Below are 23,468 nucleotides of genomic sequence, written 5' to 3' on the forward strand. Positions count from 1 at the left end.
TGGGCGGACTCTGGATACCGTTCGGACACACAAGGGCCAGCATGTGGAGGGCGGAGCCGATCTACGATGCAAGCTCGAAGCTTTAGGAGCGACTGGACCTCCCGCACCTCCTCCGATGATCAGTCGGAAGACATGACGCCTGTTTAGGGGCGACATGTCCAGATACAAGGAGCGGCTTCAGCCGCGACAGGCTTACCACGGCAACTGCCGCGGTTGATCCATGAAAAGCAACAAGCGCCGCTGTTACGGCAGCGGACATGACGCGCGCGGAGCCCGCGCCTGTGGGAGCGACGTCAGTCGCCACGAGCGAAGCCCGACACCGGCCGACACCCTCACGCATCGGGACGGCAGTCCCTCCCACAACGGCATGCCGCCACCGCTGGAGCGCGCGCCCTACCCCGCGCGCAGCCGCCGCGCCACGCCCCTGACCACGGCGATCACCGCGGTCAGCGCCGCCATCGACAGGAACTGCGTACGGGTGTCCGGCGAGGCCACCAGCAGGCCGAAGATCAGCGCCAGGATCGCCAGCGCCAGCACGGTGAGCACCGGATAGCCGCGCATGCGGAACGGCAGGCGGGTGCCGGCACGGTCGGCGCGCGCACGCAGGATCAGCTGCGACAGCAGCGAGATCGTCCACACCAGCAGGCAGGTGGCGCCGACGATGTTCAGCAGCACCGGCAGCACGCGGTTGGGATACAGCAGCTCCAGCACCGCAGCGACGAAGCCGAACAGCACGCTGGCCAGCACCGCCAGCCACGGTACCTGCTGGCGGCTGGACGCGGCCAGCGCGCGCGGCGCTTCGCCGCGCTGGGCCAGCGAGAAGATCATCCGCGAGGCACCGTAGAGATTGGCGTTGAGCGCCGACAGCAGCGCGATCACCGCGATCAGGGTGATGCCGGTGGCGGCGCCGGGAATCCGGGCCACCTGCAGCACCGCGGCGAACGGCGAACTCAGCGCCTCGCTCTGCCACGGCACCACCGCGATGATCACGCTCAGCGAGCCGATGTAGAACACCAGGATGCGCCAGGCGACGGTGCGGATGGCGCGGGCGATGCTGCGCTCCGGATCGGCGGTCTCCGCCGCGGCCACCGCCACGATCTCGGTGCCGCCGAACGCGAACACCACCACCAGCAGCGCGGCACCGATGCCAGCCAGGCCCTTCGGCGCGAAGCCGCCGTTGCCGGTGACGTTGGACAGGCCCGGCGAGGCCACCCCGGGCAGCCAGCCGGCCAGCAAGGCGATGCCGACCAGGATGAAGCCGACGATCGCCGCGACCTTGAGGATGGCGAACCAGAATTCGAACTCGCCGAAATTGCGCACGCCCAGCAGGTTGATCGCGGTGAACGCGGCCATGAACGCGATCGCGGCCAACGGCACCGGCAAGCCCGGCCACACCGTCGCCAGCAGGCCGGCGGCGCCCACCGCCTCGGCGGCGATCACGATCACCAGCTGCAGCCACCACAGCCAGCCCACGGTGGCGCCGGCAGTCGGACCCATCGCGTCGGCGGCGTACACCGAGAACGCACCGCTGGCCGGCTTGGCAGCCGCCATCTCGCCCAACGCGTTCATCACGATGATCACCAGCGCGCCGGCGACCAGATAAGAAATCAGCACCGCGGGCCCTGCCGCGTGCACGCCGACGCCGGAGCCCAGGAACAGGCCGGCGCCGATCGCGCTGCCCAATCCCATCATGATCAGTTGCCGCGGTTTCAGCGCATGGCGCAAGGCGGGTGCGGCGGCAGGCGGGACAGGCGCGGACGGATGCGGCATCGGCTCGGTCGGGTGCGGAAAACGCGACACGATACAGGCTGGCGACGATGCCGTGCGGCTACGCGCGCGTTTGGCCGCCTGCGAGCGCGGATCGGCGCACAGCGGTGGCATGGCTGCTGCAACGCAGCGCGGATCCGCGCACGCGGCCGCGATGCACACCGCCGCGGCGGACGGCGAGCGCCTTGCTGGCGGCCCTCCCACGTCCGGCAAGACGACGGCACCGCTCGATGCCCGACAGGTACGGATATGCCTTACCCGCAGCCATCGCCGACTTTTGCTCCATCTCGTTGATTTTGCATATTGACAGCGATACTAACGTCAGAAATACTGAACTCGACGCCCACCGAATCTCCTGTCTCCGTACCAGCCGATGAGGGCATGCACGCGGAGCCAGGAGGACGGCAGGCGACGACGGGCCGGGAGACGGCCCGTTGCGGGCGCTCCGGCCGGAAAGGACCACGGCTGCCGCTCGTCCCATGGCGTACAGGTCCGTACCATCCAGACAAGGAGAGACACCATGATCAAACCGTTGCTGACCCTGACGGTGCTGGCGGCCGCGCTGGCCGTGCCCTGCCTGCAGGCCGCCGAGCGCGCCCCGCTCAACGCCGCCGATGCCATCCAGGGCATGGGCGAACGCCTGCCCATCGGCAAGAAGAACGTCAGCCTGTCGCCGCTGTTCAAGGTCTACACGTTCGAGAAGGCCGGCCTGCGCTTCGTGCAGATCAACTCGTTGCGGGACGAGGTCATCACCGTGCTCACCGCCACGCCGGGCACCGAGGCACGGCTGCCGATCGGCAGCGCCGCCGAGGAGCAGATGATCGCGGTCAACGACGCGAAGAACCAGCCGCTGGGCATGGTCACCGCCGCGGCGAGTTGCCCGTGCAACGCCACCGTGGTCTACCGCGACGCCAACACCACCATCGTGGTGGTCTACGGCTCCAACGGCGAGTACATCACCTCGTACGTGATCAAGAGCCCGCAGACCAAGCCGCCGCAGTAAGTGCCGACCGCGCTGCGGCCGCGCCCGGCGGCCGCAGCGTGACCCAGCGCCGTCGATCGGCGGACGCGGGTGCCCTGATCGGCCCCGTCGCCCGGCGAGCGATCGGCAAACGCGTACGGCCGCCTTCCGAGGAAGGCGGCCGCACCAACGACAGTCCGGCGACCGGACCGCAACGACTCAGAACTCCTGCCAGTCCTTGTCCAGCGCCACCGCCGCCGCGAACGACGGCGCGCGGCGTGCCGGTGCGACCGCGGCCTGCGGGCGCGGACTGCGCGTCATCGTCTGCGTCGCGTGCCTGCCGCGCGGCAACGGAGCCGGCATCGGCGCCGCAGCCGGCGCGCCGTCCAGCTTGAACAGCGCCACGGCCTGGGTCAGCTCCACCGACTGCTGCTCCATCGAGCGCGCCGCCGCCGTGGCTTCTTCCACCAGCGCCGCGTTCTGCTGCGTGCTTTCGTCCATCTGGGTGACGGTCTGGTTGACCTGCTCGATGCCCGCCGACTGCTCCTGCGACGCCGCCGAGATCTCGCCCATGATGTCGGTCACCCGCTGCACCGACGCCACGATCTCCTGCATGGTGCTGCCGGCCCGGTCGACCAGCGCCGAGCCTTCGGCGACGCGGGTCACCGAATCGTCGATCAGCGTCTTGATCTCCTTGGCGGCATTGGCCGAACGCTGCGCCAGGGTGCGCACTTCGCTGGCAACGACCGCGAACCCGCGGCCCTGCTCGCCGGCACGTGCCGCTTCCACCGCCGCGTTGAGCGCTAGGATATTGGTCTGGAAAGCGATGCCGTCGATCACGCCGATGATGTCGGCGATCTTCTTCGACGAGGCCTCGATGCCGCTCATGGTCTCGACCACCTGACCGACCACGGCACCGCCCTGGGACGCGACCGACGCCGCGCCGCTGGCGAGCTGGTTGGCCTGGCGCGCGTGCTCGGCGTTCTGCTTGACCGTGGAGGTCAGCTCCTCCATCGACGCGGCGGTTTCTTCCAGGCTGGCGGCCTGCTGCTCGGTGCGGCGCGACAGGTCGTCGTTGCCGGTGGCGATTTCGCTGGCGGCCGCATTGATGCTGACCGCGGCGGTCTGGATGCGGCCGACGATGCCGGTCAACTGGTCGGCGGTGGCGTTGGCGTCGTCGCGCATCCGGGCGAACACGCCGTGGAAGTCGCCGTGCATGCGTGCGGTGAGGTCGCCGGCGGCGATCGCCTGCAGCAGGGCGGACAGCTTGCCCAGGTTGCGGTCGCTGACCTCCATCATCGCGTTGAGGTCCTGCACCATCAGCCGGAAGTCGTGCTGGAAACTGGCCGCATCGCCGCGGGCACTGAAGTCGCCGGCCGCGGCCGACGCGGCCAGGCGCTTGATCTCGGTATTGATCGCCAGCAGGCTGGCCTTGGCCGCATCCATCGACTCGTGCAGCACCGCACGGCTGCCGGGCAGCCGGCGCGCGTCGCGGCGCAGATCGCCGTTGGCGTATTCGTTGAGGATCTCGACCGCCTCGACGATAGCGTCCAGGTGCTCGAACATCATGGTGTTGATGCCCTTGCTCAGTTCGCCGTACACGCCGGGGAAGTCCTGCGGCATGCGGTGGCTGATGTCCTTGTCGGCGTGCAGCTCGATCATCAACGCGGTTTCGCGGGAGAAGCGCTGCAACTGCGTCTGCATCCCACCCATCGCCAGCAGCAGGCGGCCGGGTTCGTCACGCGCGTCGGTGGCCACGTCGTTGTCCAGGCGGCCGGCTGCGATGGCCTCGGCGGCACGGGTGGCGCGATTCAGCGGCACGGTCAGGCTGCGGGTGATCAGCCACGCCAGCAGGCTGCTGACCAGCACCACCGCCAGTCCGCCGGCGATGAGCATGGCGCGCCCACGCGCCATCGCCGCCGTCGCTTCCGCATAGGCCTCGTTGCTGCGGGTGGCCTGCAGATCGGCATAGCGGGCGATGGCGTCCTGCCATTTCTGCGTCAGCGGCGCGGACTCCCGCATCAGCAGGGCCAGGGCCTCGTCCGGCTTGTCGTGCATGCCCAGATCCATCACCCGGTTGTTGACGTCCACGGTCATCTGCCGGGCGCGATCGACGTCCTCCAGCACGGCCTGGCTCTGCGCACCGCTGGGGATGGCGCCCGCCCGCTTGCGCGCCTCCTGGTAGCGTGCGCGCTGCTCGACGATGACCTTGGCGAAGCGGATGTTGTCTTCCTGGGAGGTCGGCAACACGATGTTGCGGACATTGATGGCCACGACCGAACTGGCGTTGAGCATGTCGCTGGACGCGCGGATGGCGGCGATGTTGCGGTTGACGATGCCGTCCAGTCGCTCGCGCGCCTGGAACAGGGTCAGAAGCCCGGCGACGACCAGCGCCGAGGACAACAGGATGAGGATGCCGAACGCGGTGGCGAGCCGGGCACCGACGTTGTAGCGCTGAAGGAATGCAATCATGGAATGGCCTTTGGGGGAATGAGAGGGGCGATGGAACGCCGCGGACCACGCACGCCGACCAGCCGCCGTTGTGCGCGCCCGCATCGAACGAGATGAATGAGTCGTGAAAAAGCGTTTTTAATCAGACGCTTGATGACGCATTCCGCTCGATGTGCGGGCGATGTAACGGCGCCCAGCGCGGGGACTTGAGAGGCGATTGCACGGAATTTATTGAACACCCTCAGGCACATCACAGGGATGTGGAGAGGCCATTCGCACAGCGTCCGGATCGGCGTTTTCGCGTGAAGAGCGCGTGCACGTCATGTTGCAACGGCCGGCACGACGCTTGCTTGCGGCGCGAGGTCGCAGCGAGGAAAAAGTTTTCCGATTGGCCGCACACCGGCGACCTCGACACACGGTGCGAAGACCAGGAACGCGATCGCGGTCACTTCGCAGCGTCGGCCGGAACCCGCGGCCGCAGCCACGGCGGCAGCGATGCTGTCGTACAAGGGACGCGTCGCATCACGCGCACTGCGTCTGCCGCACGGCGGCGGCGCCCGTGACGACATGCTGGATGCTCACGCGGGCACACGCGCGTAAGCCCCACGCAGGCGTGAGGACGGAGCAGCACGCCCACGCGCGCGGCGTGGGCGTCGGTCAGAAACAGCGTGCCGCGCCAAGGCAGGCATGGCATCGCGACCGCAGTGGAACATCCTCGGATCTGCGGGATGCGGCACCGGCAGCCGCAAGGCAACCGCCACGCGACAGGCGAGCGACGCGCATTGCGCCGCTCGCCGATGACAGGCGCCGTGCGGCTCAGAACTCCTGCCAATCCTTGTCCAGCGCCATCGCCGCCGCCGGCTGCGCCGCACGCCGCGCAGGTGCGGCCTTGGCCGCTGCCGGAAGGACGCTGCGCTTGCCCGCGGGCGTCGCGGTGGCCTGGTGCCGCGGCGCCTGCGCTACCGGCGTGGCCGCCGATGCGTCGAGCTTGAACAGCGCCACCGCCTGGCTCAGTTCCACCGCCTGCTGCTCCATCGAGCGCGCCGCCGCACTGGCCTCTTCCACCAAGGCCGCGTTCTGCTGGGTGCTCTCGTCCATCTGCGTCACGGTCTGGTTGACCTGCTCGATGCCGGCCGACTGCTCCTGCGAGGCGGCGGAGATTTCCCCCATGATGTCGGTGACACGCTGCACCGAGGTCACGATCTCGGTCATGGTCTTGCCGGCCCGGTCGACCAGGACCGAGCCTTCGGCGACGCGGCTCACCGAATCGTCGATCAGACTCTTGATCTCCTTGGCCGCGCTGGCCGAGCGCTGCGCCAGCGTGCGTACCTCGCTGGCGACCACGGCGAAGCCGCGCCCCTGGTCGCCGGCACGCGCGGCTTCCACCGCCGCGTTGAGGGCCAGGATGTTGGTCTGGAAGGCGATGCCGTCGATCACCGAGATGATGTCGGCGATGCGCCGCGACGCATCCTCGATGCCGCTCATGGTGGTCACCACCTGGCCGACCACGTCGCCGCCCTGCGAGGCGACCGAGGCCGCACCGGCGGCGAGCTGATTGGCCTGGCGCGCGTGCTCGGCGTTCTGGCGAACGGTGGAGGTCAGTTCCTCCATCGAGGCTGCGGTTTCTTCCAGGCTGGCGGCCTGCTGCTCGGTGCGGCGTGACAGATCGTCGTTGCCGGCGGCGATCTCGCTGGCCGCGGCATTGATCGACACCGCCGAGTGCTTGATGCGTCCGACGATGCCGGCCAGCTGCTCGGCCGTGGCATTGGCGTCGTCTCGCATCTGCGCGAACACGCCGCGGAAGTCGCCGTGCATGCGCGCGGTCAGATCGCCCGCGGCGATCGCCTGCAGCAGGGTCGACAGCGCCTGCAGGTTGCCATCGGCGGTGGCCATCAGCTGGTTGAGGCTGTCCACCATCACCCGGAAGTCGTACTGGAAGCGCTCGGCGTCGCCGCGCGCGCTGAAGTCGCCGTCGGCGGCGGACGTCGCCAGCTGCTTGATCTGCCCGTTCATCGCCGACAGGTTGGCCTTGACCTCGTCCATGGTCTGGCTCAGCACCGCCTCCTCGCCGGGCAGGCGGTCCATGTCCTGCGACAGGTCGCCGATCGCGTAGCGGCCCATGATCTGCGCCAGGCGCGTCTTCACCGCCAGGTGCGAGGCCACCAGCGCATTGGTCTCGGCCGCCATGCGCCCGTAGTCGCCCGGGAAGGCCTGCGCTTCGATGCGGTGGCTGACTTCGCCCGCATCGTGGCGCTTGGCCATTTCCAACTGCGCGCCGATCAGGTTGCTGACCTGCTGCTGCATGCCCTGCATCGCGACCAGCAGACGTCCGGTTTCGTCGCGGGCGTCGGTGCGTACGTCGTTGTCGAGCTTGCCGCTGGCGATGGCCTCGGCGATACGCGTGGCGCGGGTCAGCGGCACGGTCAGGCTGCGGGTGATCAGCCAGGCCAGCAGGCCGCTGACCAGCACCACGAGCACGCCACCGGCCACCAGCAGGCTGCGGCCGCGGTCCATCGCGACGTTGGCGCCGGCGTAGGCCTCGGCACCGCGCGTGCGCTGCCGGTTGGCATAGGTATTGATCGCCTCCTGCCATTGCTGCGTCGCCGGTCCGGCCTCCGCCATCAGGACTTTCAATGCCTCATCGGCCTTGTTGGCCATGCCCAGGTCCAGGACCTTCTGGTTGGCGAGACGGGTCCGATCGTAGGCGTCGTCGATGGCCTTGCGCATCTGCGCGCCGGTGGCATCGCTGACCGGGATCGCATAGAGCTTGTCGTGGACCTCGCCGTAGTAGCGGCGCTGCTGGTCGACGGCCTTGGCGAATCGCTCGTTCTCTTCCTGCGTCGTCGGCAGCACGATGTTGCGCAGATTGACCGCCACCTGTGCGCTGGCATTGCGCATTTCGCCGGTGTAATCGAGGATCTGCATGCGCCGGTTGACGATGGTGTCCATCATCTCGCGCGCCTGTTTCAGCGTCAGCAGCCCGGCGACGACGAGCGCACAGGAGAGCAGGATGAGGACGCCGAAGGCGGACGCGAGCCGCGTCCCGACGTTGTAGCGTTGCAGGATTCCGATCATGAGGGGCCACCAAGTAAGAAAAGGAGAGCAGCCCGCGCCACGACCTGGATCGCGCAGGACACCCTCGGGCCAACGGCCTGGGCGCGATGCGACGGAGAAGAAGGAAAAGACACTTCCAGCACCGGCCGCATCGGGGGTGTCCCATGCGGGTACTCGTACTAGGTAACGGCGACCCGCCTGGAATCTTGATGCGCAACTGCGCACAGTTTCCTAAATCCCCTCAGCATCGTGACTACGAAGTGCACGTTGCGCGTCTCCCTCACGCCACCGTTGCGCACCCGTAAATTCCATGTGAAACAAGGATTAGAAGGCACCCCATCGGCGCTGGCGCACGTCACACTTACCGCCGCAGGCAGTGCCACGCGCACACCAAGAATGTCGTAAACGGCATATATCCGCGACCGCCCGGGCGACCGGCCTCCGCGCCGTCGGGCGCGGAGGCGGCGTGCCTTACTCGGCCAGGTTGGTGCCGGCACCGGCGGTGGCGATGACCTTGGCCTTGACCTGCGCGGCAGGGATCGCCGTGTACATGTAACCCAGCGACTCGGGATAGGTCTTGGACGAGATCCAGGTGGTGGCGTTGGCGTAGGGCTTGCTGGTGCTCTCCGGCACCGTCCAGGTGATGCCGCTGCCGACGTAGTTGTTGATCAGGTCCCAGTAGCCGATCTCGCTGCTGTCGCGCGAGGTCACCGGGTTCTTGATGTTCTCGAAGTAGTTGGCTTCGATCAGCGCCACCCCGCCCATGCGCACGTTGATGCCGGAGGTGAAGACGTTGTTGAAGTAGTTGTTGTAGATGTGGCTCAACCCGCGCCGCTGCAGCGGCAGGCGCGATTCCACGTTCTCGAAGCGGTTGTGATGGTAGGTGGTGCGCGCGGCGGCGTTCTGGGTATCGCTGTCGCTGTAGCCGTTGAGCGCGACCTTCTGGTAGTCGTGGATGTAGTTGTACGACACGGTGACGTGGTTGACGCCCTTCTTCATGTCGATGCCGCCGTCGAAGGACGCGTCGCCGGCGCCGGAGCATTTGGTCAGCGAGGCGAAGATGGTGTTGTGGTCCACCCAGATGTTGGACGGCTGGCCGCTGGAATTGCCTTCCAGCGAGATCGAATCGGCGTCCTCGCCGCCGGGCAGCAGGCCGATGGTCATGTTGCGGATGATGACGTTGTGCGCATTGCCGACCACGCGCACGCCGAAGTTGGCCGATGAGCCGTTCGCCCCCTTGATGGTGATGTCGCGCTTGTTCTTGATCTGCACGGTCTTGGCCGGCAGCTTCCATTGCGTGCATACGTCGGTGATGCTGGCGTAGTTGAAGCTGCCGGTGTAGTTGAGCACCAGGCCGCCGGAGCCGGCGTAGTTGTCGATCGCCGCCTGCATCGCCTCCATCGTGGCGACGTTGACCGGAATGGCGTTGCCGCCACCGGTGGTGTTGGCGCCGTAGCCGACCGGGCCGGCGAAGGCCGGGGCGGCGCCGACGGCCAGAGCGAGCGCCAGTGCGCCCCTGCGGAACTGCTGCTGCATGATGTCTCTCCCATCTGTCGCGATGAGTGCAGGACGCATGACAGTGCATGCATGCGCCGGCACGGGGCGTGGGGGCCGGCGGCATTCTTGGAATGCACGCGGCGGCCCGCGCAATCGCCGCGACGCAGAACTGGAACCCTGCGCTCCGTTCGCCGCGCGGGACAGGACAAGCGGACACGCACGGTCCGCAGGAGACAGACAGCGACAGCCGGGGACAGGCTTCCCGCACGCACGCTGCGTTGGACGCACCTCGCCGGCAACGACGGCGAACGGCCGTGCATCGCGCGCATCGCCATCGCCGTCGGCGCACCGCGCAGGGACAAGCGCACGCCGGCGCTGCGCGGCCGCGAATGTTGCGGCCGCAGCACGTTTGCGCGGGCCATCCGACGCCGAACAGGCGCCGGATGGCCGCAACGCGCTCAGCTCACCGTGTCCAGGCGGTTGTCGCTGCGGTCGGCGTCGGGCAGCACGTGGTCCGGATCCAGGGTCACGTGCAGCACCTTCTGCGTACTCGGCACCCGGATCTGCGGCTGGGTCTGCTGCATCCAGGTCTCCACCGGCACGCGCTGATCCAGATGGCTGCCGTCGGCGAAGTCGATGCGCAAGGTCGCCGGCATCACCAGCTTCTGGCGGCTGCCCAAGGTCACCAGCAGGCCCTTGGCCGGATCGTGGTCGACGTAGGCCGCCGCGCGCACGCCCATGTCCAGCTGCCAGTTGTTGAAATACCAGCCGCGCCACCACCAGCTCAGGTCCTCGCCGGCCTCGCTCTCCATCAGCCGGAAGAAATCCGACGGCGTGGGGTGCTTGTAGGCCCAGGTGGCGATGTACTTGCGGAACGCCGGATCGAAGCGCGCCGGACCGAGGATCTGTTCGCGCAGCAGCACCAGGCCCAGCGCGCCCTTGAAGTAGGTCAGCGGATGCCGGTATTTCTCGCTGGTGGCGTCGGCGCGATCGAGCAGGGTCGGCGCCTGCGCGTCGGCCAGCAGTGGCAGGATCTCGTCCACCGGGTTGCCGCCGCCGGGCGCGTACTCGCCATCGCGCTTGGGCGCGAATTCGCCATGGTTGATCGCGTCGGAGGCGTAGACGTCGATGAAGGTGTTGAAGCCCTCGTCCATGAACGCATGGCGGCGCTCGTTGGAGCCGACGATCATCGGAAACCAGCCGTGGCCGAGTTCGTGCGCGGTGATCCAGAACAGTTGCTTGCCGCCGTCCTCCATGTCGTCGAAGACGATGCCGGGGTACTCCATGCCGGCGCCGTGGCCGCCCAGGTTCACCGCCGCCGGCCACGGGTACGGATACCACCGCGAGAAGTGCTCGATCGAGGCTTTGACGAACTCGGTGGAGCGGCCCCACTTGTCGCTGCCGACCGCGCTGCGCGGATACACCGACATCGCCAGCGCATGCTTGCCCTCGGGCAGGTTGATCCGCGCCGCATCCCAGACGAAGGCCGGCGAGGCGGCGAAGGCGACGTCGCGGGTGTGGTCCATGTGGAAGCGCCAGGTCTGGGTGCCGCTGGCGCTGGGCCGGCTGGCCGGCGTGCCCACTTCATCGGCGCCGCGGATGGTCACGGTGCTGTCGCTGGCGGCCGCCTGCGCGAGGCGCTGGCGCTGGGTGGCGGTGAGCACCTGCGCCGGATTCGCCAGTTCGCCGGAACCGGCCACCAGATAGTTCCAGGGCACCGTCACCGCGTAGTCGAAATCGCCGTACTCCAGGTAGAACTCCGCGCCCAGGTAGGGCTGGGTGTCCCAGCCGCGCAGGTCGTCGTACACCGCCATGCGCGGATACCACTGCGCGATCTCGTAGATGTCGCCGTCGGCGGTGGGCGTGACCGCGGTGCGGCCGCCCCAGGTGCCGGGCACGGTGTAGGCGTAGTCGATGTGCAGCTTGAGCGCCTTGCCGCTGGCCAGCGGCTGCGGCAGATCCACGCGCATGCGCGTGTCGTCGATCAGGAAGGTGGCCGCCACGCGCTTGCCGCCCTGCTCCAGTTCCACCTTGGCGATGCGGTAGCCCTCGGTGCTCTGCGGCGCGGGCCGGTCGGCACGCGCGGCGCGCAAGTTGCGGGCGCGGGCATCGCTGCGGTACAGGTTCTGGTCCAGCTGCAGCCACAGCACGTCCAGCGTGTCCGGGCTGCGGTTGCTGTAGGTGATGGTCTCCTGGCCGCGCAGCGTGTGCGTGGCCGGTTCCAGGGTGGCGTGCAGGTCGTAGTCGGCGCGGTTCTGCCAGTACTGCGGGCCGGGCACGCCGCCGCCGCTGCGGTAGGCGTTGGCCGGCTGCGGCAACTGCAGCGGTGCGAACAGCGCCTGCGGATCGTAGGTGCCGGCACCATCCGCGGCGGCGGTAGTGGCGGCATCGGCCTGGGCGGCGGCGACAAGCGGGAGGCAGGCCGCGGCGAACGCAGCGCGGCGCAGGACAAGGATCATGGTGGCGTCCGTGGGGAGGATCGCCGCCGATGGTAGGCCGATTGAGGGTGGCGCGAATGTGCCGTTCGCCACCTTCGGCAGCGGATGCTCGGCAAGACGGGGTAGCAGCGGCTTCAGCCGCGATGGGCATTCCCGGTAAAGCCCGTCGCGGCTGATCCCCGAAAAGGGGACAAGCGCCGCTCCTACGACGACAGGACGACGCGCGCCGGGCTCAGCCCAGCAAGGTCTCCAGCACCGCCATGCGCACCGCCACGCCGTTGGCGACCTGGCGCAGGATGCACGACTGCGCGCCGTCGGCGACCTCGTCGGTGATCTCCACGCCGCGGTTGATCGGGCCCGGATGCAGCACCACTGCATCCTTCGACGCGCGGCGCAGCCGCTCGGCGGTGAGGCCGTACTGGCCGTGATAGTCCTCCAGCGAGGACACCAGGCCTTCCTCCATGCGCTCGCGCTGCAGGCGCAGCATCATCACCGCGTCCACGCCGTCGAGCATGGCGTCGAAGTCCTCGCCGACCACGCAGCCGTCCAGGGTGTCGTCGTCGGGCAGCAGCGCGCGCGGGCCGCACACGCGCACTTCGCCGGCACCGAGGGTACGCAGCGCGTGCAGGTCCGAGCGCGCCACCCGCGAGTGCTTGACGTCGCCGACGATGACCAGCTTGAGCTTGGAGAAGTCGCCGCCCTTGGCGTGGCGCAGGGTCAGCATGTCGAGCAGGCCCTGGGTGGGATGCGCGCTGCGGCCGTCGCCGGCGTTGATCAGCGCGGTGCCCTCGCCCGCCGCCTCGGCCAGACGCTCCACCGCGCCGTCCTCGGGGTGGCGCACGACGAAGCCGCGCACGCCCATCGCTTCCAGGTTCTTCAGCGTGTCGCGCGCGGTCTCGCCCTTGCGCGTGGACGAGGTGGAGGCGTCGAAGTTCAGCACGTCGGCACCGAGCCGCTGCGCGGCCAGCTGGAACGAACTGCGGGTGCGCGTGGACGGTTCGAAGAACAGCGTGCACACCGCGGTGCCGGCCAGCACGTTGCGCTTGCCGACCCGGCCCACCGCCGCGTCGCGGATCTGCCCGGCGCGGTCCAGCAGTTGCAGCAGGGTCGCCCGCGGCAGCCCTTCCAGGGTCAGCAGGTGGCGCAGGCGCCCGTTCGAATCGAGTTGCGGATCAGTCATGGCGGGTCCGGGCTGTGGATCAGGGAGGGGGAATGGCGTCGTCGGGCGCGGCCAGCCAGCGCTCCACGATCACCGCGGCGGCCACCGCGTCCAGCGCGGCGGCGTCGCGGCGGCGCTTGCGGCCGGCGGCACGATCCACCGCGAAGCGTTGCGCGGCCTCGACCGAACTGGAGCGCTCGTCGACCAGCACCACCGGCAGGCGGTAGCGCGCGCCGAGTTCGCGGGCGAAGGCGTGCGCGCGCTTGCGGTTGGGCTGGTCGGCACCGTCGAGGGTGAGCGGATCGCCGACCACCAGGCCGTGCGGCCGCCATTCGGCGTGCAGGCGGTCCAGCGCCGGCCAGTCCGGCCCCTGCGCATGCACGTCGATCACCGCCAGCGCGCGCGCGCCGTTGCCGAAACAACTGCCGACGGCCACGCCGATGCGGCGGTGGCCGACGTCGAAACCGAGCACGGTGCCGTCGCGGCGGATCGTCGCGGGCGCGGCGCTGGCGGGCGCGGACGCGCCAGGCGCAGGCAGGCCGGACTCAGGCATGCCCGCTGTAGTCGGTGAGGCGGAACAGGTCCACGCCGATACGCCCGGCCGCAGTCTGCCAGCGCCGCTCCAGCGGCAGCTCGAACAGCAGTTCGGCATCGGCCGGTGCGGTCAGCCAGCTGTTCTCGCCCAGTTCGTATTCCAGTTGGCCGGCGCCCCAGCCGGCGCAGCCCAGCGCGACCACCGCGTTGCGCGGCCCCTCGCCGCGCGCCATCGCCTCGAGCACGTCGCGCGAGGTGGTCAGGTACAGGCCGTCGGCGAACGCCAGGCTGGAATCCCAGCCATGCGCGCCGTCGTGGATGACGAAGCCGCGCTCCGGATGCACCGGGCCGCCGCTGAGCACCACCTGCTCGCGCAGCGTGGCGTCGATGGTCTCGATGCCCATCTGCTCCAGCACTTCCCCCAGGGTGTATTCGGAGGCGCGGTTGACCACCACGCCCATCGCGCCGTTCTCGTCGTGCTGGCAGATCAGCGCCACGCTGCGGGCGAAGTTGGGATCGGACAGCGCCGGCAGCGCGATCAGCAGTTGGTTGGCCAGAGGCGTGGGCAAAGCGGACATGGCCCCATTCTATCGTCCCTCCCGCGTGCGCGCTGCCCGGGCTGCGGCGGGCTGCCATAATCCGCCCGACCGCGGCCGCGACCGGTCGCCCAGGAGCACGCACGCATGGACACGCCCCCCGACCTGCCACGCCAGACCCGCGCCTTCATCGTGCTGGTGGCCCTGCTGCAGGGCGCGCTGCTGTACCTGGCGCAGCGCGGCGCCGAGCGCGGCCTGTGGCCGTTCGGCTCCCTGGGCGGTCAGGTGTGCTGGTACACCCTGGTGCTGACCGTGCCGACCATGACCCTGCTGTCGGTGCGGCACCTGGGCGCGCTGCGCCTGTGGCAGCACACCATTGCAGTGGCGGTGCTGGTGGCGGCCCTGTCCGCCTGGGCGGTGTGGAACGCCACCGGCGCGCCCGGCCTGCGCGCCGGACAGGTGCTGGGCCCGTTCGCTGCGACCGTGGCGCTGGCGATGTTCGTGCTGCTGCCGTGGCTGCAGTGCCGGCTGCAGCACGGGCGCTGGCAGGCGCCGTACCGCGACCTGTTCGAGCATGCCTGGCAGAACGCGCTGACCCTGGCGCTGGCGCTGCTGTTCGTGGGGATCTGCTGGCTGGTGCTGTGGCTGTGGGGTGCGCTGTTCGCGCTGGTCAAGCTGACCCTGTTCCGCGACCTGTTCCGGCAGACCGCCTTCGTCTACCTGGCCACCGGCACCATGTTCGGCCTGGGCATCCTGATCGGCCGCACCCAGCAGCGAGCGGTGCAGGTGATGCGGCAGATCCTGTTCGCGATCTGCACCGGATTGCTGCCGCTGCTGGCGTTCGTGGCGGTGCTGTTCGCGCTGAGCCTGCCGTTCACCGGCCTGCAGCCGCTGTGGGAGACCCGGGCTGCGGCCAGCATCCTGATCGCGGTGGTGGCCACGCTGGTGGTGTTCGTCAATGCGGTGTACCAGGACGGCACCGCCGACGCGCCCTACCCGGCCTGGCTGCAACGGGTGATCGACGCCGGACTGCTGAGCCTGCCGCTTTACGCAGGGCTGGCGCTGTACGCGCTGTGGCTGCGCATCGGGCAGTACGGCTGGAGTACCGAGCGCTTTGCCGGGGTGCTGGTCGCGGTGGTCGCCTGCGGTTACGCATGCGGTTATGCCTGGGCGGTGCTGCGCCCGGGCGCGCGCTGGCTGCAGCCGCTGGCGCCGGTGAACCGGGTGTTGTCGTGGGTGGTGATCGGCCTGGCGCTGGCGACCAGTTCGCCGCTGCTGGACCCCTACCGCCTGGTCGTCGGCGACCAACTGCAGCGCCTGGCCGATGGCCGCACCAGCGCCGCGCAACTGGACCTGGCCTACCTGCGCTTCGACAGCGGCCGCCGTGGCTACCGCGCGGTGCAGGCGCTGCGCGAGGTGCCCGCGTTCGCCGACGACACGGTGCAGCGCGAACGCCTGCAGCGGATGCTGCAGCGACAGAAGCGCTGGGGCGACGAGGACGACGAAACGCCGCGCAGCGACGATCCGCTGCAGGTGCGCCAGCGCATCGTGCTGGCCGCCGGCAGCGCCGAGCCCGACGCCGCCTGGTGGCAAGCGCTGCTGGCCGGCACGATCGAGGACGGCAATTGCCGGCGCGAGCACGCGCACTGCGTGGCGCTGCGCCGCGACCTGGATGGCGATGGCCACGACGACGTGCTGCTGTGCAATGCCAGCGCCGGCTACGGCGTCGAATGCCGGATCCACACCGACCCGGGCAGCGGCTGGCGCGACGTGGCGCGGACGCATTTCTTCCCGCGCCACGGCGACAACGCCGAGGCGCTGTACCAGGCACTGCGCGACGGCAAGCTGCAGGTGCTGCCGCGGCGCTGGCCCGACCTGCAACTGCCCGGTACCCAGCGGACCGAGCTGTACCCCGCCGACCCCAACGACCAGATCGACTGACGGATACCCGCCGCATGAGCAGCTACTGCGATATCGCCCCCGGGCACCCGGTGCACGGCCACTACCACGACCACGAGTACGGCGTGCCACAACGCGCCGAAGCCGACCTGTTCGAACGGCTGGTGCTGGAGATCAACCAGGCCGGGCTGAGCTGGGAGCTGATGCTGAAGAAGCGCGCCGGCTTCCGCGCCGCCTACGCCGGCTTCGACGTGGACACGGTGGCGGCCTTCGGCGAGGCCGACGTGCTGCGCCTGCTCGGCGATGCCGGGATCATCCGCAACCGGCTCAAGGTGCAGGCGGCGATCCACAACGCGCAGGTGATCCAGCGCCTGCGGGCCAGCCACGGCAGCTTCGCCGCCTGGCTGGACGCGCAGCATCCGCGCAGCAAGGCCGAGTGGATCAAGCTGTTCAAGCGCACCTTCCGCTTCACCGGCGGCGAGATCACCGGCGAGTTCCTGATGAGCCTGGGCTACCTGCCCGGCGCGCACCGCGAAGACTGCCCGGCGTTCGCGCGCATCGCGCAGCTGGATCCGCCGTGGATGCGCAGCGCATGAGCGGCGCCGCAGCGCCCGCTGCGCCTGCGCGCTTCGCCGCCGCACCACGCTGGATGCCACGGATACGGCCGACATCGTGGGCGACGGCGGCGCTGCTCGCACTGGCCGCATGCCCGGCGCCCGCGCATGCGGCCGCCCCCGGGACGGCGACGCTGCCGGAGGTACTCGAGCAACTGCGCCGCGAGATCGAGGCCGAACCGGCCAGCAACCCCACGCCGATCGACACGGTGCTACAGCGCCATGAGGACACCGCTGGCGTGAGCTTCGACCTCGCCGCAGCGGGCGCCGCAGCCGCGCCACTCGTGCAACCGGCCGGCGTCACCGCAGACGAATGGCAAGCGGTGCGCACATACCTGGGTGACGCCGGCACCGCGCAGGACGACGTTTCCGAAAACGGCGACGACCACTACACCCTGCTCGATCTGGACGAAGACGGGCAACGCGATCTGGTGATCACATCCTATGTCGGCGGCACTGGCCTGTTCACCGAGATCACGGTGCTGCGCCGCGACCCCGTACACGGCTTCCTTGCCCTGCCCAACACCGCACCCGACACAGCGCCGGCGACAGGCACCTTCAGCATCAACGGCCGCGGCAGCGATCAGACCCTGTACTGGCTGCGCATCGACGGCCGCAGCTATGCCGCCTATCGCGACGGCGACTACTTCCAGGACACGCTGACGCTGTCGCGCCCGCTATCGCCGCTGCCACAAGAGCGCAGCAGCTCCCGCGTGCTGCAGGTGCGCTACCGCTATCGGCATACGCTGGCGCCTGCGCCAGATACTGCGAACGCCACGGCCGAAGAGCAGGACGCCGCACGCTGGCTGACGCAGCACCCGCAACTGCGCGCGGTCGCGGACCGGGAGTTGCAGCGCCTCGGCTTCGACGCACAGGGCCGGCAACGCCGGCCGAACCCGGACGCGCGCTGCCCGGTTCCAGCAGCGACCAGCGACCCCGAAGAACGCGCGCAATGGCCGTGGCACGGGCCCGGTCACTATACGTTCGACTACGTCGCCGACATACGCCTGCGGCACGGATCGGATTGCTACAGCGCCAGCATCGTCGCCTTCCGCAGCAGCAACCTGACCTCCTACGCTGCCTGCTGTGCGCTGTGGCTGTACGCCGCGCCCGGCGAGCAGGCGGTGACCTTGCCGCTGCTGTCCAAGCGCGAGCGCAGCAGCGTCAAGCTGACCGCGGCGGCACCGCCCGCGCAGTGAACGTGGGCGGATCACCGCGGATCGGTCGCCACCGGCTCGCGCGCGATGCAACGGAAATGCGCCCCCCCTGGGTCACGCCGGAAACGGCGGCGTTGGCACGCGAGCACGGATAGCGCCGGTGGCAGCCCCATACCTCCGGCAAGTGGTTGGCGTTGAAGGGATCTGAGCGCCAGCGTCCTCTACCGCTCGCGCACGGCGTGGCGGTCGGCATCACCCCGCCAGCCGCGCCTGCCAGAACGGCGCCTGCGCCCAACGCCGCTCGCGCGCGTACAGCGCCCCGCGTTCGCGCAGGTAGGCGCGGAAGCGCGCGAACACGCCCTCCTGGTACGCCGCCAGCGGTGCCGCGCCGGCACCCTGCAGATGCGCCGCCAGTGCGTGCGCGGCGGCCTCGCCGTCCTGCAGGGCCTTGACGATGCCGTGCGCGGTCAGCGGATCGTAGGCGCTGGCCGCGTCGCCCACTGCCAACCAGTCGGCGCCCACCACGCGGCTGAGAATCGCCGACGGCCCCAGTGCGGCGATCAGGCCATCGGCCTCGGGTGCGCACGCCGCGCCCTGCGCCAACCACTGCGCGACATGCCGGGTCTGGTGCGCCGCCGCCAGCCACACGTCGCGGTCCAGGTACTGACGTTGCCGGCGCGGCTCCAGCGCCAGGGCCAGCATCAAGCGCTCATGCGGCAACTTCGCCGCATACCACCAGCCGTCGGCGCAGGCCTCCAGCAAGGCCTGCGACGGAATCGCCTCGGCCTGCTCCAGCGCGAACACACCGGCGACGAAGGCCAGGCAATCCACCTCGTTGCGGGCAACGCCCAGCCGCCGCACCGCCGCGGCGGCGATGCCGCTGGCGTCCACCAGGAACCCGGCGCGCAGCCGGCGCACGCCGCCCTGCTCTTCGTGCAGTTCCAGCACGTGATCGCCATCGGCGGCGCGACCGACCGCGCCCAGGCGCAGGCCGCGCAGCAGCGTGCCGCCCTGCGCCGGCACCGCCGCGGCCAGCATCGCGTCGAAGGCGGCGCGGTCCACGTGCCAGCCCTTGCCGTGGCCGGCGACGATGAAATCGTTGTAGCCCAACTCCGGCCGGCCCCAGCTGGCGCAACTGCCGGCCGAGGCCAGCGGCTGCTGCATCAGGAACGCGTCCCACACGCCCAGCCGCTGCAGCGCGGCACTGGCGGTCGGCGCCAGCGCCTCGCCCAGCCGCCAGCCTGCGGCGCGGCCCATGTCGACCACGACCACGTCCCCGACCCCGCGCGCGGCCAGCGCCAGCGCCGTGGCGCAGCCGGCCGCGCCGCCGCCGACGATGGCGACGGTGCAGCGGTCGTGCGCGCTCATCGGCGTGTCCCGTCCAGAGACGTCCATCTGCTCCCGAGGTGCGTGCTCATCACACCTTCGGATCGACCGGCATGTTCGCCATCGGCCACGGCGCCACGAACTCCTGGCCCGGATCGAACTGGCTCGCCACTTCGAGGAACAGCTCGGCCGGGTACGGCGGCTTGCCGGAAACCTGCGCGATCTGCGCGCCACTGATGACGAAGCCCACCTTGGACCAGTTGGCGACGAAGTCCGCGTACGCCTGGAAGCGTCCGGCCCTGGTCGGATACGGACTGTCGGTGCCTTCGCCACGCACCGAATAGACCTGCGGCCCCAGGTACCAGGTGTCGTCGTCGGGGTCGACCTGGCACAGCGCCGCCGGGTAGACCGCGAACGGCCGCTCGGCCGGCCACGACCAGAACAAGGTGTTGTTCGGATTGACGGTCTGCTGCCCCGGATTGGGATCGGGCAGATGGGTGGCGCAGGAGTTGTAGTCGGTGTGCCAGGGCACCGACATGAACTTGGACAGGTCGCCCGGCTCCACCAGGTGCTGCTGCAGCGGCACATAGCCGAAGCTCAGGAACGCGCTGCCCTGATTCGCTTTGCTGTAGTCCAGCGGCGCCTGGTTGATGCGGAACGGTCCGCAATCCTGGGCCTTCCAGTCCTGCACGTAGAGGTTCACGTCGCGGATCGGGAACGACACCTCGATGCCCGGGCTGTAGCGTCCGCCGAGGCAGTTCTGCAGGGTGACGCGGTCCAGCGCTTCGCCAGGGCCCAGCACAGGTGCGCCGCCCTGCACGTAGTTCTTGCCGTGCCACTGGCTCAGCAGGAAGTATTGGGTGGAACTGACGCTGAGAAAGCTCTTCTGCGCATCGCCCAGCGACAGCGGCATCATCGGCGAGCCGGTCTCGGTGTCGGCGGCGGAGGCCGGGTCGCGGATCAGCGTCTTCAGGTTGGGAATCTTCGCGCTCGGATCGTCGGTGGGCTGGATCTGCCCGATCATGTCGTGGCCCTTGACCGCTCCCGACGGCAGATTGGTGTTCCAGCGCTGCAGCATCGCCGCGTGGAAGATCGGCTGGATGTCGTCGCTGAAGGACGGCTGGTAGGTGGCGACGAATGCGTTGTTGGCGTACAGCGACGGCACCAGACCCAGTGCGCGCACCCACACGTCGTAGACGTCGTCCCAGGTGGACACCACGTTGCGGGTCTGCGGCGCATAGCCCGGATCGCCGGTGACGTACCAGGCACCCTGCACGCTGGCGGTGGATCCGTCGTTGAAGATCAGCACGGCATTGACCGGGCCATCGGCCGCGTCGTCGTACCACAGGCCGTTCTCGGTCGCGTCCTCCAGCGGCGGATAACTGCCATCGGCCCCGATCACCGCCGAGGTGCGGGCGAAACCGCCGGCCACGATCAGCGCGCCGTTGGCCTCCACGCGCATGTCGCCCAACGAATCGAGCTTGCCGAGCGGTTCGTGCAGCGTATGGAACATCGAGGGAAAGCTGACCGGATAGGCCGGCTGCGGGTGGATCGTGCCGCTGGCATCGGCGTAGCTGGCGGTGCTGGTCATGTCGAAGCCAACCACGGCGCTGCCCGCCGCGGCGGCGCTGAGCGCGCGCGGACCCGGATCGATCACCAACTGCCGCAGGCGCGTCGGATCGTTGGGATCGGCCGGATCGGCCGCGCCCGGGTAGTCCGGATTGCGCAGCTCCAGCACGCCGGGCTCCTCATAGGCGCCGATGCCGCGAAACTGGCCGCCCTGGCTCACCGTCGAATAGTTGTTGAGCTTCTTGTTGGCCAGATGCACGGTCCACACGATGTCCTTGACCGTCTTGCCGTCGATCGAGCTGCCGACGTCCACGCGCACGCCGCCGCCGTTGGGATACGTGCCGGAACTGCCGCTGGGGTAGGCGTAGATGTGGAAGCGTGCGGCCTGGCGCTTGACGTTGCCGTCGGCGTCGCGGAACTGCTCGGCGGTGATCGGCGTGGACTCGGTGCCGGGCTGCACCGGCAGACCGCCCATCAGCCCGTCGGCACCGCGGGTGCCGGCCGCGGTCACCGGTGCGAGATAGAACTCCTGGCTGTCGCCAACGCGGCCGATGCCGATTGCCGGATGCACGCGAAACACGTTGCTGGTCATGGTGACTTGCTCCTGATCCGGATGAGAGGGGCGCGCCTCAGCGCGGCGTGGCCGGCCGCGCCGCCGGTGGGGCCTTCTGCGGCAACTGCGCCTGGAAGTAGTCGTTGATCACCACATGGCTGATGTTGACGTTCAGCCCCGGCAACGACTGCGCGCGCGGATCGGGCGAAATCACCTGGGTGGTGTTGTGGCAGGCGAAGCAGTTGTTCTGCGTGCTCTGCACCTGGGTGAAGGTCTCGATGGTGGAATTGGACAGCTTGATCGAGCCGGTGAGCAGCGGCGGCGCACCTTCGGGTGTCGGCGAGGGAATGCATTCCAGGGCCGAACCCGGCTGGAACGTGCAGTTGGGCGCCAACGCATCCTTGGCCACGAACCAGATCGCGCCGACCTCGAAGTAGTTCTTCCACACGTCGTTCAACTGGCTCTGCACCGAGGTGTTCATCGACTGGATGTTGGCGATGTTGCAGTCCTGGCCGCTCGGGCAGGGCTTCTGCCCGCCGTACGGCACCATGCGGCAGACCTGGGTCACCGGGCTCAGGGTCTGGGTCTGCGCGTTCAAGGTCAGCGCACCGGCACCGGCGGCGTTGACGTTGCACTGTTCGATCGGGGTACCGGCCTTGTAGAAGGTCCAGTCCTTGTCGGAGACGGGCTGGCCCGGATTGAGCGACGTGTCCACATCCGGTGCATTGTCGCGGTGCTCGAACGTGGCCCAGATCATCTCCGGATGGCCGGCGACCGTGCCGCCGATGTGGAAGCCGACCAGCGCCACGGTCTGGGTTTCGGTGTCGCCGGTGGCGATGATCTTGCCCTTGCGCATGCCCAGCTTGGCGATCTGCGCCTGGCGGGTATAGAACGTGGATACGTCCTCGCCCGGCTGCACCACTTTCCACGCTGCCTTCAGGGTCATGCTGCCGACCGGAAATGCCGCCGTCGGATCGAAGGCACGCAACGCCTTCGGATCCTGCAGGTGATTGCTGGCGATGAACTGGCCGAACACGTCGTTGGAATGGATCGAGTAATAGACCGCGCGCCCATGCCGATCCACCAGCACGCCGTCCGGGCCCGCCTGATCGATCAGTTCGACGGTGCGCGCCTGCTGCGAGCGGCCGATCAACGGATCGAGGACGCCGTCGGCAACGCCGCCGATGCCATCGCTGGACATGCTGAGGAAGCGCGGCTGCCCGCCCACGTCCTGGGTCAGCCAAAGGAACGTATTCCACGACCACTGATGGAACTCGCAATTGCTGCTGGACGCGAAGCCCGCCGAATCCGGCGCCGGCGTTTGCGCATGCGGGAACCACGACGGCGCCGGCGGCCCCGGCGGCGTGCAGGCCGCTGCGCCTGGCGCGGGCCCCGATCCGGATCCCGCCACCGGCGTGGGTGTCGCCGTGACCGTCCCGCCACCGCTGCCGGGCTTCGATCCCGACCCCGGATTCACGGCAGAGCACGCCGCGACCACTACACAGACCAATGCTGCGAATCCCATCGCACGTTTCATCGCACTGCCCCTCGTTCCGTGGAAAAGCTGTAAGCGCCGGCATCCGTCGCGGCGCGCCGGACAGGCAGCGCCGCGCCGCCGCGCAGGCGCGGCGCCGAACATCGTGGTGAACGTCGTGCAGGTGGGATCGCGCTCCCCGCGATCGCGTTGCGCCGTCCGTGCGCACTCATCCTTTCTTCGACAGCAGCATGCGCTGCGTCACACTTGGACAGCAAGGCTGTTTCGTAGACACCGCGGAGATTCCGTAGACAGTTGCCGTCATGCACGGGCGATGCCGTGCCCAGCACAGTACAGCGGCACGCCGATGGACGGCGGGCATTGAGTGCATGTCCTGCATGACCAAGCGCAACACGGGCGGATCGCGCGACGTTCGCGCCCCCGCAAGGAACCCCTGCATGCTGCGACGCGCGCGTCGC

The 23,468-nt window shown here is 69.3% G+C and carries 15 protein-coding genes; 4 read left to right on the forward strand and 11 right to left on the reverse strand.

The window, feature by feature from the left end; genetic code table 11:
• Positions 1-393 precede the first annotated feature (393 nt).
• Positions 394-1,770, reverse strand: coding sequence for an amino acid permease (locus CEK65_RS17875; RefSeq protein ID WP_152182549.1), 1,377 nt, complete (start codon positions 1,768-1,770; stop codon positions 394-396).
• Between the two features lie 517 nt (positions 1,771-2,287).
• Here CEK65_RS17875 and CEK65_RS17880 point away from each other — a divergent pair.
• Entirely contained in the window at positions 2,288-2,770 is a 483-nt protein-coding gene (locus CEK65_RS17880) for a hypothetical protein (RefSeq protein WP_043095737.1), read from the forward strand.
• 177 nt (positions 2,771-2,947) lie between these two features.
• Here CEK65_RS17880 and CEK65_RS17885 read toward each other — a convergent pair whose 3' ends face one another.
• The 7 genes from CEK65_RS17885 to CEK65_RS17915 all read right to left on the reverse strand — a co-directional run bounded on the left by CEK65_RS17885 (position 2,948) and on the right by CEK65_RS17915 (position 14,439).
• The gene (locus CEK65_RS17885; protein ID WP_152182550.1) at positions 2,948-5,200 is read right to left on the reverse strand and encodes a methyl-accepting chemotaxis protein; all 2,253 of its coding nucleotides are present in this window, start codon (positions 5,198-5,200) and stop codon (positions 2,948-2,950) included.
• Positions 5,201-5,995: 795 nt separating this feature from the next.
• Entirely contained in the window at positions 5,996-8,254 is a 2,259-nt protein-coding gene (locus CEK65_RS17890) for a methyl-accepting chemotaxis protein (protein WP_152182551.1), read from the reverse strand.
• Positions 8,255-8,704: 450 nt separating this feature from the next.
• The gene (locus tag CEK65_RS17895; RefSeq protein ID WP_152182552.1) at positions 8,705-9,769 is read right to left on the reverse strand and encodes a polysaccharide lyase family 1 protein; all 1,065 of its coding nucleotides are present in this window, start codon (positions 9,767-9,769) and stop codon (positions 8,705-8,707) included.
• A 419-nt stretch (positions 9,770-10,188) separates the two neighbouring features.
• Positions 10,189-12,189: a M1 family metallopeptidase gene (locus tag CEK65_RS17900; protein WP_152182553.1), complete on the reverse strand. Its 2,001-nt coding sequence runs from the start codon at positions 12,187-12,189 to the stop codon at positions 10,189-10,191.
• Positions 12,190-12,400: 211 nt separating this feature from the next.
• Entirely contained in the window at positions 12,401-13,348 is a 948-nt protein-coding gene (locus CEK65_RS17905; RefSeq protein WP_017910644.1) for an aspartate carbamoyltransferase catalytic subunit, read from the reverse strand.
• 19 nt (positions 13,349-13,367) lie between these two features.
• Positions 13,368-13,865 carry a Holliday junction resolvase RuvX gene (gene ruvX / locus CEK65_RS17910; RefSeq protein WP_148827717.1) on the reverse strand — a complete coding sequence of 166 codons (498 nt, stop codon included), beginning with the start codon at positions 13,863-13,865 and terminating at the stop codon, positions 13,368-13,370.
• A gap of 7 nt (positions 13,866-13,872) precedes the next feature.
• Positions 13,873-14,439, reverse strand: coding sequence for a YqgE/AlgH family protein (locus tag CEK65_RS17915; protein WP_010344126.1), 567 nt, complete (start codon positions 14,437-14,439; stop codon positions 13,873-13,875).
• Positions 14,440-14,544: 105 nt separating this feature from the next.
• On the opposite strand from CEK65_RS17915, the gene CEK65_RS17920 reads away from it, so the two are divergent.
• The 3 genes from CEK65_RS17920 to CEK65_RS17930 are packed head-to-tail and all read left to right on the forward strand — an operon-like array spanning position 14,545 to position 18,109.
• A complete protein-coding gene (locus CEK65_RS17920; RefSeq protein WP_152182554.1) occupies positions 14,545-16,338 on the forward strand; it encodes a DUF4153 domain-containing protein in 1,794 nt (597 codons plus the stop codon).
• A gap of 14 nt (positions 16,339-16,352) precedes the next feature.
• A complete protein-coding gene (locus CEK65_RS17925; RefSeq protein WP_043095742.1) occupies positions 16,353-16,892 on the forward strand; it encodes a DNA-3-methyladenine glycosylase I in 540 nt (179 codons plus the stop codon).
• Entirely contained in the window at positions 16,889-18,109 is a 1,221-nt protein-coding gene (locus tag CEK65_RS17930; RefSeq protein ID WP_226980632.1) for a hypothetical protein, read from the forward strand. The genes CEK65_RS17925 and CEK65_RS17930 overlap by 4 nt, the downstream gene beginning before the upstream one ends.
• A 210-nt stretch (positions 18,110-18,319) precedes the next feature.
• On the opposite strand, the gene CEK65_RS17935 is transcribed toward CEK65_RS17930, so the two are convergent.
• Genes CEK65_RS17935 through CEK65_RS17945 form a run of 3 tightly spaced genes read right to left on the reverse strand, consistent with a single transcriptional unit; the run spans position 18,320 to position 22,716 of the window.
• On the reverse strand, positions 18,320-19,435 hold the full coding sequence (locus CEK65_RS17935; protein WP_152182556.1) for an FAD-dependent monooxygenase: 1,116 nt from the start codon (positions 19,433-19,435) through the stop codon (positions 18,320-18,322).
• Positions 19,436-19,484: 49 nt separating this feature from the next.
• Positions 19,485-21,554 carry a LodA/GoxA family CTQ-dependent oxidase gene (locus CEK65_RS17940; protein ID WP_152182557.1) on the reverse strand — a complete coding sequence of 690 codons (2,070 nt, stop codon included), beginning with the start codon at positions 21,552-21,554 and terminating at the stop codon, positions 19,485-19,487.
• A gap of 37 nt (positions 21,555-21,591) precedes the next feature.
• Positions 21,592-22,716: a hypothetical protein gene (locus tag CEK65_RS17945; RefSeq protein ID WP_226980633.1), complete on the reverse strand. Its 1,125-nt coding sequence runs from the start codon at positions 22,714-22,716 to the stop codon at positions 21,592-21,594.
• Positions 22,717-23,468 lie beyond the last annotated feature (752 nt).

The sequence above is a fragment of the Xanthomonas sp. LMG 12459 genome, assembly GCF_009192905.1.
GTDB classification, from domain to species: Bacteria; Pseudomonadota; Gammaproteobacteria; order Xanthomonadales; family Xanthomonadaceae; genus Xanthomonas_A; species Xanthomonas_A sontii.

Coding starts and splice junctions, on each gene's coding strand:
- CEK65_RS17875 (WP_152182549.1), bottom strand. CDS start 1,770: ATGCCGCATCCGTCCGCGCCTGTCCCGCCTGCCGCCGCACCCGCCTTG.
- CEK65_RS17880 (WP_043095737.1), top strand. CDS start 2,288: ATGATCAAACCGTTGCTGACCCTGACGGTGCTGGCGGCCGCGCTGGCC.
- CEK65_RS17885 (WP_152182550.1), bottom strand. CDS start 5,200: ATGATTGCATTCCTTCAGCGCTACAACGTCGGTGCCCGGCTCGCCACC.
- CEK65_RS17890 (WP_152182551.1), bottom strand. CDS start 8,254: ATGATCGGAATCCTGCAACGCTACAACGTCGGGACGCGGCTCGCGTCC.
- CEK65_RS17895 (WP_152182552.1), bottom strand. CDS start 9,769: ATGCAGCAGCAGTTCCGCAGGGGCGCACTGGCGCTCGCTCTGGCCGTC.
- CEK65_RS17900 (WP_152182553.1), bottom strand. CDS start 12,189: ATGATCCTTGTCCTGCGCCGCGCTGCGTTCGCCGCGGCCTGCCTCCCG.
- CEK65_RS17905 (WP_017910644.1), bottom strand. CDS start 13,348: ATGACTGATCCGCAACTCGATTCGAACGGGCGCCTGCGCCACCTGCTG.
- CEK65_RS17915 (WP_010344126.1), bottom strand. CDS start 14,439: ATGTCCGCTTTGCCCACGCCTCTGGCCAACCAACTGCTGATCGCGCTG.
- CEK65_RS17920 (WP_152182554.1), top strand. CDS start 14,545: ATGGACACGCCCCCCGACCTGCCACGCCAGACCCGCGCCTTCATCGTG.
- CEK65_RS17925 (WP_043095742.1), top strand. CDS start 16,353: ATGAGCAGCTACTGCGATATCGCCCCCGGGCACCCGGTGCACGGCCAC.
- CEK65_RS17930 (WP_226980632.1), top strand. CDS start 16,889: ATGAGCGGCGCCGCAGCGCCCGCTGCGCCTGCGCGCTTCGCCGCCGCA.
- CEK65_RS17935 (WP_152182556.1), bottom strand. CDS start 19,435: ATGAGCGCGCACGACCGCTGCACCGTCGCCATCGTCGGCGGCGGCGCG.
- CEK65_RS17940 (WP_152182557.1), bottom strand. CDS start 21,554: ATGACCAGCAACGTGTTTCGCGTGCATCCGGCAATCGGCATCGGCCGC.
- CEK65_RS17945 (WP_226980633.1), bottom strand. CDS start 22,716: ATGTCCAGCGATGGCATCGGCGGCGTTGCCGACGGCGTCCTCGATCCG.